Origin of the sequence: Gordonia sp. 'Campus', assembly GCF_022206305.1 — a bacterium.
Lineage (GTDB): Bacteria > Actinomycetota > Actinomycetes > Mycobacteriales > Mycobacteriaceae > Gordonia.
In genome coordinates this window covers 117309-126592 of record NZ_JAKOIW010000016.1, presented here as the reverse complement: position 1 = coordinate 126592, position 9284 = coordinate 117309, and the positions used below count along the sequence as shown (strand labels likewise).

General features: G+C 66.1%; 13 protein-coding genes and 1 riboswitch. Of the genes, 4 read left to right on the top strand and 9 right to left on the bottom strand.

Annotation, left to right across the window (positions count from 1 at the left end):
* Window positions 1–85: 85 nt before the first annotated feature.
* Window positions 86–721 (bottom strand): DedA family protein, encoded by a 636-nt coding sequence (locus MAY35_RS17145; protein ID WP_238422506.1) that lies wholly within the window; start codon window positions 719–721, stop codon window positions 86–88.
* Between the two features lie 193 nt (window positions 722–914).
* Between MAY35_RS17145 and MAY35_RS17140 the strand changes: the two genes are divergently transcribed.
* Genes MAY35_RS17140 through MAY35_RS17130 form a run of 3 tightly spaced genes read left to right on the top strand, consistent with a single transcriptional unit; the run spans window position 915 to window position 3314 of the window.
* Complete coding sequence (locus MAY35_RS17140; protein WP_238422505.1) at window positions 915–1985, top strand: alpha/beta fold hydrolase; 1071 nt, start codon at window positions 915–917, stop codon at window positions 1983–1985.
* 34 nt (window positions 1986–2019) lie between these two features.
* Window positions 2020–2544 (top strand): hypothetical protein, encoded by a 525-nt coding sequence (locus tag MAY35_RS17135; RefSeq protein WP_238422504.1) that lies wholly within the window; start codon window positions 2020–2022, stop codon window positions 2542–2544.
* Between the two features lie 50 nt (window positions 2545–2594).
* On the top strand, window positions 2595–3314 hold the full coding sequence (locus MAY35_RS17130) for a TM2 domain-containing protein (RefSeq protein WP_238422503.1): 720 nt from the start codon (window positions 2595–2597) through the stop codon (window positions 3312–3314).
* Window positions 3315–3455: 141 nt separating this feature from the next.
* Here MAY35_RS17130 and truA read toward each other — a convergent pair whose 3' ends face one another.
* From truA to infA, 8 genes are all read right to left on the bottom strand, one after another.
* Complete coding sequence (gene truA, locus MAY35_RS17125; protein ID WP_238422502.1) at window positions 3456–4394, bottom strand: tRNA pseudouridine(38-40) synthase TruA; 939 nt, start codon at window positions 4392–4394, stop codon at window positions 3456–3458.
* Window positions 4351–4977, bottom strand: coding sequence for a 50S ribosomal protein L17 (gene rplQ, locus MAY35_RS17120; protein ID WP_238422501.1), 627 nt, complete (start codon window positions 4975–4977; stop codon window positions 4351–4353). The genes truA and rplQ overlap by 44 nt, the downstream gene beginning before the upstream one ends.
* 84 nt (window positions 4978–5061) lie before the next feature.
* Complete coding sequence (locus MAY35_RS17115; protein WP_010842198.1) at window positions 5062–6114, bottom strand: DNA-directed RNA polymerase subunit alpha; 1053 nt, start codon at window positions 6112–6114, stop codon at window positions 5062–5064.
* A gap of 80 nt (window positions 6115–6194) precedes the next feature.
* Entirely contained in the window at window positions 6195–6800 is a 606-nt protein-coding gene (rpsD, locus tag MAY35_RS17110) for a 30S ribosomal protein S4 (protein WP_086534445.1), read from the bottom strand.
* A 21-nt stretch (window positions 6801–6821) separates the two neighbouring features.
* Complete coding sequence (gene rpsK / locus MAY35_RS17105) at window positions 6822–7229, bottom strand: 30S ribosomal protein S11 (protein WP_004023536.1); 408 nt, start codon at window positions 7227–7229, stop codon at window positions 6822–6824.
* Window positions 7229–7597, bottom strand: a complete 369-nt coding sequence (gene rpsM / locus MAY35_RS17100) for a 30S ribosomal protein S13 (RefSeq protein ID WP_004023537.1) — start codon at window positions 7595–7597, stop codon at window positions 7229–7231. The genes rpsK and rpsM overlap by 1 nt, the downstream gene beginning before the upstream one ends.
* Window positions 7598–7807: 210 nt before the next feature.
* Window positions 7808–7921 carry a 50S ribosomal protein L36 gene (gene rpmJ, locus MAY35_RS17095; protein WP_005207978.1) on the bottom strand — a complete coding sequence of 38 codons (114 nt, stop codon included), beginning with the start codon at window positions 7919–7921 and terminating at the stop codon, window positions 7808–7810.
* A 117-nt stretch (window positions 7922–8038) separates the two neighbouring features.
* Window positions 8039–8260 (bottom strand): translation initiation factor IF-1, encoded by a 222-nt coding sequence (gene infA / locus MAY35_RS17090; protein WP_004023539.1) that lies wholly within the window; start codon window positions 8258–8260, stop codon window positions 8039–8041.
* 246 nt (window positions 8261–8506) lie between these two features.
* Between infA and MAY35_RS17085 the strand changes: the two genes are divergently transcribed.
* Entirely contained in the window at window positions 8507–8851 is a 345-nt protein-coding gene (locus MAY35_RS17085; protein ID WP_238422500.1) for an iron chaperone, read from the top strand.
* Window positions 8852–8947: 96 nt separating this feature from the next.
* Window positions 8948–9165, top strand: a riboswitch (cobalamin riboswitch).
* Window positions 9166–9284 lie beyond the last annotated feature (119 nt).

Here is a 9284-nt window from a genome sequence, read left to right as displayed (position 1 = left end):
CCTGGGAGTGGTACAACCTCCTCGCCCTCGACCCACCCGCACCACCCAGCTACCCCGAATGGATCGCCCCCAAAGGCGCAGACGCCTAAGCGGCGTCCGAACGGTCCGCCCGCCGGACCTTGCGCGCGATCCGCCACCGGCGTGCCAGGTGGATGAACGTGGGCACGACGATGGTGAGCACGGAACCGATGATGAAGATCTCGATGTTGTCGCGGATCAACGGAACGTTGCCGAGGAAGTAGCCGAGCAGGATGATCCCGGCCGCCCAGACGAAGCTGCCCAGCACGCTGAAGAAGGTGAACGTGCGGTGCGGCATGCCACTGAACCCGGCGACCAGCGGGGTGAGGGTCCGCACGATCCCGATGAACCTGCCGAAGAAGACGGTGAGAGGACCGAAACGGTCGAAGTACTTATTGGTCTTCGCGAGGTACTCGGGCCCGATGGTGCGCATCAGCTTTCCCTCGACGACGCTGCGTCCGACCCGACGGCCGATGAAGTAGCCGCACTGGTCACCGACGATCGCCGCCAGGGGCACGGCCAGACACAGCAACCACAGCGGAGCGAACGGATCGGGTTGGGCCGCGAACACGCCCGCGGTGAACAACACCGAGTCCCCCGGGAAGATGAACCCGACCAGGATGCCGGTCTCGACGAAGATCAGCACACACAGACCGATGAGGCCACCGGTCGCGACGAACGACTCGATGTCGAAGGGGTTCACCACGTCCAGAGTAGTGACGTCCGGACACGGCCCGCGCTTTCCAGCAGCCGGATGGCCGAGCTGTCGGCAGACATTAAGACGCCGGTAACCCGCCCCCCGCCCATCCCGGCGAGCACGACGGCGCGGCATGCGGTTTACTGGCGGGAATCAGCGCGTCGCCGACCGACCGACCCGAGCCAGGAGGAGATCACCCGTGCCGACGCAGACATCCGGGCCCACGACGACCTCGGGCCCCACACTCCGTCCGGTCTCCGACACCGACGTCCGAGTCGAGTACCACACCATCCACGGCTACCGTCGTGCGTACCGGATCGCGGGTACTGGACCTGCGCTGCTGCTCATCCACGGGATCGGTGACAACTCGTCGACGTGGGACGAGGTCATCCCGATCCTCGCGCAGCACTACACCGTCATCGCGCCCGACCTCCTCGGACACGGGCACTCGGCCAAACCCCGAGCCGACTACTCCGTACCGGCCTTCGCCAACGGCATGCGCGACCTGCTCGTCGTGCTGGGCATCAGCAAGGTCACCGTCGTCGGTCACTCGCTCGGTGGCGGTGTGGCGATGCAGTTCTGCTACCAGTTCCCGCGGTTCGTCGAACGCCTCGTGCTGGTCGCCGCCGGCGGAGTCACCCGCGACGTCAACCCGGCCCTGCGGTTGTTCTCCCTCCCGGTGATCCCACAACTGTTGTCGACCCTCCGCATCCCCGGCGTGGTACCGGGCCTCACCACCATCGCCAAGGCGGTCGTGGCCGCCCCGGTGCCGCCGCTGTTCCCGTCGTCGGCGACACCGAAGCATCTCCTGGCCGACCACGAGGACCTGATGCGCGTGCTGGGCGGGCTCGCCGACCCCACCGCGTCGGCCGCCTTCCTGCGTACCCTGCGCGCAGTTGTCGACTGGCGGGGCCAGTCTGTCACCATGCTCGATCGCTGTTACCTGACCGAGCGGTTACCCGTCCTTCTCGTCTGGGGCGATCGCGACATCGTCATCCCCTACCATCACGGCGAGCTGGCACATTCGGCGATCCCGCATTCAGAACTCGAAACATTCTCCGGCTCGGGTCATTTCCCGTTCCACGACGACCCGGAACGATTCTGCCGCGTCGTCATCGACTTCATCTCGCGCCACGCCCCGGTCGAGTTCGATCCGCTCAACTGGCGCCACCTCATGACCGAGGGGGCGCACCCCGAGCAGTTCGTCGGCGACGACGACACCGTCGACGAGGTCCTCGAGGCCTTCGAAGACGAGCGCAACGCCACCTGACCCACCGAGGCATCGGGTGTGCCACCATTGCGGGATGACCCACCCCGGTAGCGGCGACCACGGCACATGGCCGTTGCCGCATCAGCCGAACGCGTACGACTCGAGCCCCGGGTTCATGTCCGCGCCGGCCCAATTCCCGACTCCCGGTGCGATTCCCGGGCAGAACATGCCCTACTTCGACGCCGGCGCTGCAGCCCTCCCCGAGCCGCCGTTGGTCGTCATCGGCGACATCACGTGTACCCAGCACTACGTGATCACGCCCTCGGGTACGTTCCCGATCGCGGGTTCGCAGTGGGAGGTCACCGACATGTCGGTGTCGACCGAACAGATGTCCCAGACGGGCCTGGTGCTGGCGCTCGTCGGTTTCTTTCTGGTCTGCTTTCTGAGTCTGCTGTTCTTGCTCATGAAAGAACGCCGCACGACGGGTTACATCCAGGTTCGGGTCCGGGGCGCGGGCGGCGGTATGCACGTCACCAACATCCCGGCCACCTCGCCGTGGACCATGAGCGATGTGTCCGGGCGGGTGTACTACGCGCGCGACCTGGCAACCAGGGCCTGAACGCCCGAACACACAAAGATGAGTCGATCACCCACGAGGAGGACCACCTGATGACCAGTCCCGACAACTCCGGGGACAAGCCGCACGATCCGTTCGTCAAGAACCCTGCACCCTCCGACCAGAGCCAGCCCGGCACGACGCCGACCGACTCGACGCAGGACTCCGGGGCCACGACCGCCTTCGGCGCCGGCCAGGACACCCAGTCCCCATACGGCTCGCAGCAGTACGGATCTCCCCAGTACGGGGCCGACCAGTACGGGTCCCAGCAGTACGGTTCACAGCCGTCCGGCGCGCAAGAGTACGGAACCGGCCAGCCCTACGATGCGCAGCAGCAGTACGGGGCCCAACAGCAATTCGGTGACCAGCAGTACGGGGCCCAGCAGCAGTACGGGGCCCAGCCCTATGGAGCGGCGCCGGCGTACCCCACCCCGGGTTATGGGGCTCCCCAGTACGGTTACGGCGGGGCGCCCGATCCCACCGCGCCCTACGGCCGCGATCCCGCGACGGGTGAACCGCTGTCGGACAAGTCCAAGCTCGTGGCGGGCCTGCTGCAGATCTTCCTCGGCAGCCTCGGCGTCGGCCGCTTCTACATCGGCGACAACAAGACCGGCGCGATCCAGCTGGGCCTGACGGTACTCGGGTACATCACGGCGATCGTTCTCATCGGTTTCGTCATCATCTTCGGTGTCGCCGTCTGGGCACTCGTCGACGGCATCATGATGCTGACCGGCAACGTGCGGGACAAGAACGGCCTCAAGCTCGGCAACTGAGCCGACCGCCTGCACAAATCTGCAGCATCGAGCGCAACCGCCCCTGAAATCCACCCTCCAGAGCGACACGGCCGACATTTCGTCGTCGATAAATCTGTGGAGAGCGGATTTCAGGGGCGGTGTGCGTCAGCCCCTTGAGCATCAACCCCCGCAGCACCCGGTCGACCCGCGGACGTCGCGGGTCACCGTGTTGCGGGCGGCGAGTTCGTCGTCGGCCGGATAGTCGACGCCGACCAGACAGAGTCCGCGAGCCTCGGCGACCGGCACCTCGCTGCTGCGCTCCCGCTTCGCGAGAAGTGCACGGCACCAGTCGATGTCACGTCGGCCATCGCCGACGCTCGCGACCGCGCCGACGAGCGAACGCACCATCGACCAGCAGAACGCGTCCGCGCTCACCTCGCCGATCAGCACGCCGTCGGCATCCCGAGTCCAGGCAAAACGCTGCAGGTCGCGAATCGTCGTCGCACCTTCGCGCCGACGACAGAATGCCGCGAAGTCATTGAGCCCCAACAACTCCGACGACGCGGCGTTCATCGCGTCGACGTCGAGGGGTCGACGCCACGTCGACGTCGTGCGGGCCACCACCGGCTCGGGACCCCACCGCGCATCGGTCAGGCGGTAGCGGTAGTGACGACGTAAGGCCGAGAACCGCGCGTCGAACTCGCCGGGGACCACCCGCACCGCTGTCACCCGTACGTCGCCGGGACACATCTTCGCCAGCCGCCCGACGAGCGTCGAGGGGTCACCGGCGATCGACCGAGTCGCCAGTGCCGAACGCGGAACGTCGGCGTGCGCGACCTGCCCCGTCGCGTGGACGCCGGCGTCTGTTCGGCCCGCCACCGTCAGGCGGACGGGGACGCGCAGCACCGTCGACAACCGTGTCTCGAGGTCCTCGCACACGCTGCGCTGACCGATCTGCCGTGCCCACCCGGCGAAATCGGTCCCGTCGTAGGAGATGTCGAAGCGGAGACGACAGAACCCGTCGGCACCGGAATCGGCGCCGACGGGTTCGGTCTGCGGTTCTCGACTCAGTCGACTACTTCTTGTCACCGTCGACGTCGGCTCCGGCTGCCTCGGCATCGGGAGCGGTTGCCGCGGTCGACTCGTCATCGACAGCTTCGGCGACGGCGTCGGCGTTGGCGACCTGGGCGTCGGTGGCGTCTGCTTCGACAGCCTCCACCACGTTCTCCGCAGAGTCGGAGGAGTCGGTATCGGCGACAACCTCTTCGGTGGCGTCGAGCTTGTCCTCGGCGGCCTTCTTGGAGGCGGCGACGCGGGTCGCACGGCTTGCCTCGCTCGACGCGGTGGTCTCGCGCACCAGCTCGATCACGGCCATGGGGGCGTTGTCGCCCTTGCGCGGCAGCGTCTTGATGATGCGGGTGTAACCACCGGGACGATCGGCGAAGAACGGGCCGATCTCGTCGAACAGCGTGTGCACGACGTCCTTGTTGCGGATGTCCTTCAGCACCTCACGACGGTTGGCCAGCTTGCCGGCCTTGGCGTGGGTGATGATCTTCTCCGCGTACGGACGCAGGCGCTTGGCCTTGGCTTCCGTGGTGGTGATGCGGCCGTGCTCGAAGAGCGACGTGGCGAGGTTCGCCAGCATCGCCTTCTGGTGGCTGGCCGACCCGCCGAGGCGGCGTCCCTTGGTGGGCTTGGGCATTGTCTTCTCCTAGGAGGACCCCGCATCACACGATGCGGAAGTCAGGGGTGTGTGCGAATGACAGCTACCGCCGCTGTAGAGCGACTACAGCTGCTCGGTCTCCGCGAAATCCTCACCGGAATCGGCGTCGAAGGACGCGTCTTCCGACCACGTGCCGGTGGCCGGGTCGTAACCCGCGACCTGCGACGGATCGAAGCTGGCCGGGCTGTCCTTGAGGGACAGGCCGAGCGCGTGCAGCTTGACCTTGACCTCGTCGATCGACTTCTGGCCGAAGTTGCGGATGTCGAGCAGATCCGACTCGGTCCGGGCAACCAGCTCGCCGACGGTGTGCACACCCTCGCGCTTGAGGCAGTTGTAGGAACGAACGGTCAGCTCGAGATCCTCGATCGGCAGGCTGAACGACGCGATGTGGTCGGCCTCCGCCGGCGACGGCCCGATCTCGATGCCCTCGGCCTCGACGTTGAGCTCCCGGGCGAGCCCGAACAGCTCCACCAGGGTCTTGCCCGCCGACGCCAGCGCGTCACGCGCGCTGATCGAGTTCTTGGTCTCCACGTCGAGCACGAGCCGATCGAAGTCGGTGCGCTGCTCGACACGGGTGGCCTCGACCTTGTAGGTCACCTTGAGCACCGGCGAGTAGATCGAGTCGACCGGGATGCGGCCGATCTCGGCACCCGACGCCTTGTTCTGCACGGCCGGAACGTAGCCGCGGCCCCGCTCGACGACGAGCTCGATCTCGAGCTTGCCCTTGTCGTTGAGGGTCGCGATGTGCAGATCGGGGTTGTGCACGGTGACACCGGCCGGGGGCACGATGTCGGCGCCGGTGACGGTGCCCGGACCCTGCTTGCGGACGTACATGGTGACCGGCTCGTCCTCGTCGGAGCTGACCACGAGGCCCTTGAGGTTCAAGATGATGTCGGTGACGTCTTCCTTGACCCCGGCGACGGTCGTGAACTCATGGAGGACACCGTCGATCCGGATGCTGGTGATGGCGGCGCCCGGGATCGAGCTGAGCAGGGTACGACGCAGCGAGTTACCGAGGGTGTAACCGAAGCCCGGCTCGAGCGGCTCGATGACGAACTTCGAGCGGTTCTCGGCAAGGACATCCTCGGTGAGGGTGGGTCGCTGTGAGATGAGCATTTCTGTTTCTCCTTGTGAAGCCCGCTATATGACTTCGTAGAAGGGATACCGAACAGCTGTTTGCTGTCGGACGGTGTGTCTTACTTCGAGTAGAACTCGACGATGAGCTGCTCGGTGAGCGGGACGTCGATCTGAGCACGCTCGGGCACGCTGTGCACGAGGATGCGCAGGGTCGACGGCACGACCTGGAGCCAACCCGGGACCGGACGATCGCCGACGAGCTCCTTGGCGATCTGGAACGGGACGGTCTGCAGCGACTTCGGGCGGACGTCGATGATGTCGTACTGGCTGACGCGGTAGCTGGGCACGTCGACCTTCACACCGTTGACGGTGAAGTGGCCGTGGCTGACCAGCTGGCGGGCCTGGCGACGGGTCCGGGCGATGCCCGAGCGGTAGACGACGTTGTCGAGACGGGTCTCGAGGAGCTTCAGCAGTTCGTCACCGGTCTTGCCGTTGCGACGGTTCGCCTCTTCGAAGTAGCGGCGGAACTGCTTCTCCATGACGCCGTAGGTGAAGCGGGCCTTCTGCTTCTCCTGCAGCTGGAGCAGGTACTCGCTCTCCTTGATCCGCGAACGGCCGTGCTGGCCGGGCGGGTAGGGGCGACGCTCGAACGCTGCGTCTCCACCGATGAGGTCGACGCGGAGGCGACGGGACTTCTTTGTTGCGGGGCCGGTATAACGAGCCATGTCTTATCTCTTCCTTTCCCGCTAGACCCGGCGCCGCTTGGGCGGACGGCAACCGTTGTGCGGCTGCGGGGTCACATCGGAGATGGTGCCGACCTCGAGGCCGGCTGCCTGCAGGGAGCGGATGGCGGTCTCGCGACCCGAACCCGGTCCCTTGACGAAGACGTCGACCTTCTTGACGCCGTGTTCCTGGGCCTTGCGCGCAGCGTTCTCGGCCGCGAGCTGAGCCGCGAACGGGGTGCTCTTGCGCGAGCCCTTGAAACCGACGTGGCCCGACGACGCCCAGCTGATGATGTTGCCGCTGGGATCGCTGATCGACACGATGGTGTTGTTGAACGTCGACTTGATGTGTGCGTGGCCGTGCGGGACGTTCTTCTTATCGCGACGGCGGGTGCCCTTCTTGGGGCCTGCGCTACGTGACTTCGGAGGCATTACTTCTTCTTCCCGGCGATGGTCTTCTTCGGGCCCTTGCGAGTGCGGGCATTGGTCTTGGTGCGCTGTCCACGCACGGGCAGGCCACGACGGTGGCGCAGACCCTGGTAGCAGCCGATCTCGATCTTGCGACGGATATCGGCCTGCACCTCGCGACGCAGGTCACCCTCGACCTTCACCGAGGCTTCGATGTACTCACGCAGCTTCGAGACGTCTGCGTCGGTGAGATCCTTGGCTCGCAGGTCGGGGCTCAGGCCCGTTCCCTCGAGGATCTCCTTGGAGGTGGTACGTCCAACTCCGTAGATGTAGGTCAGTGCGATCTCCAGCCGCTTCTCGCGGGGGAGATCCACACCAGCAACACGTGCCATGTGGCGGATTTCCTTTTCGATTCTCAGAGGTCTGCTCCCAGTCCGTCCCGCGAGCTGGTGCCGAACCGTGTGTCCGGCCTCGTGGGCTCCGGCCTCTGATCCGGAGGTAGGCGGTGACGCGTCTGTCGCCGCTGGTGTTGGGAGGTCCTGTGTTGTTCAGTTGTCGGTCTTCAGTTGTTCTGACTCAAGCGACCCGGAGGGTGCGCGTGATCAGCCCTGACGCTGCTTGTGACGCAGGTTCTCGCAGATCACCATGACCCGACCGTTGCGGCGGATCACCTTGCACTTCTCGCAGATCGGCTTGACGCTCGGCTGAACCTTCACGTCAATCTCTCCTGCTCGGCTCGCCCGCGCGCACGCCGAAGCGGCCGTGCACGTGGGTGTCGGTCTCCTCCCGAACGGATGTCCGGGAAGTCTGTCCCCGGCATCGCCGGGAAAGTCTTACTTGTAGCGGTACACGATTCGCCCACGAGCCAGGTCGTAGGGCGAGAGTTCCACGACGACCCGGTCCTCGGGCAGGATGCGGATGTAGTGCTGCCGCATCTTGCCGCTGATGTGGGCGAGAACCTTGTGTCCGTTCTCCAGCTCAATACGAAACATCGCATTGGGCAGGGGTTCGATCACTCGACCCTCGACCTCGATGGCCCCGTCTTTCTTCGCCATGTCCTCCGCGATCCTGGCCGTGACCACGACATCTCGACGATGCAGCGGCCGTTGACCGGGTTGACTCAGTGTTTGTCCGTTAGGGTGTGGGCACCGATCCGCGAGGACCTGTACCCGGTGTGCGCCGCCCGGGCCCGCGTGCTGACACGCCGATGCCCGGCACGCGATGCGCACCGACGGTCCATGTTACGCGAACGACCAGGCCAGGCCAAATGCGCGCCTGGCGTCGCAGAGAGGCCTCACCGCATGGGCACCGTCGACGACTATCTCCACGGGCTCGACCCCGCCGACCGCGACGCGGTCGCCCACATCTACGACGTGGCTCGCAGCACGGTCCCCGGCACCGAGCAGGGCAAGGGCTACGGCATGCCGGCCCTGACCTATCGAGGAAGCCCGCTCCTCTCGGTGATGCGCACCAAGAAGCACATCGGTCTCTACCCGTTCAGCCCCGAGGCGGTCGACGCCGGACGGCCGCTTCTCGACGGTTTCGACGTGGAGAAGGGCACCGTACGTTTTCAGCCGGGGACCCCTCCGTCCGACGATGCGATCCGCGCGATGATGGACTTCCGCCGTGCTCAGATCGACGGCTGACCTCTGCGCGTCGAACCACCGGTGTTCGGCGGATCGACCTTGCTGGGCTAGGGTCGACGGCGCATGTGGTTCGCCGCGTCGGAGGTCTTTTCAGCTCTCTTTTCGCGGCGTCGAGTCGCCGGCATTCCGCCGGCGGACGAGAGGGAATCCGGTTCGAATCCGGAGCTGTCCCCGCAGCGGTATGCCGTAACGACCACCGTCAACAGCACTGAGCTCCGGCTTGGGAAGCGACGGTCAGTAGGAACCTCGATCAGCGAAATCTCGATCGAGAGCGACGGTGAGCCCGAAGACCTGCCAGGTGTACCGGACGCGCCGCGTCCGGTGGCTCGCCGCCTCGAGGATTGGGCGCAGGTCGAACCGGCGATCGTCGCGCGCTCTCTGCTGCGCGCGGCGTGGGTCCGATCGATCTCCCCTGCTGGGCGGTGAACCATCC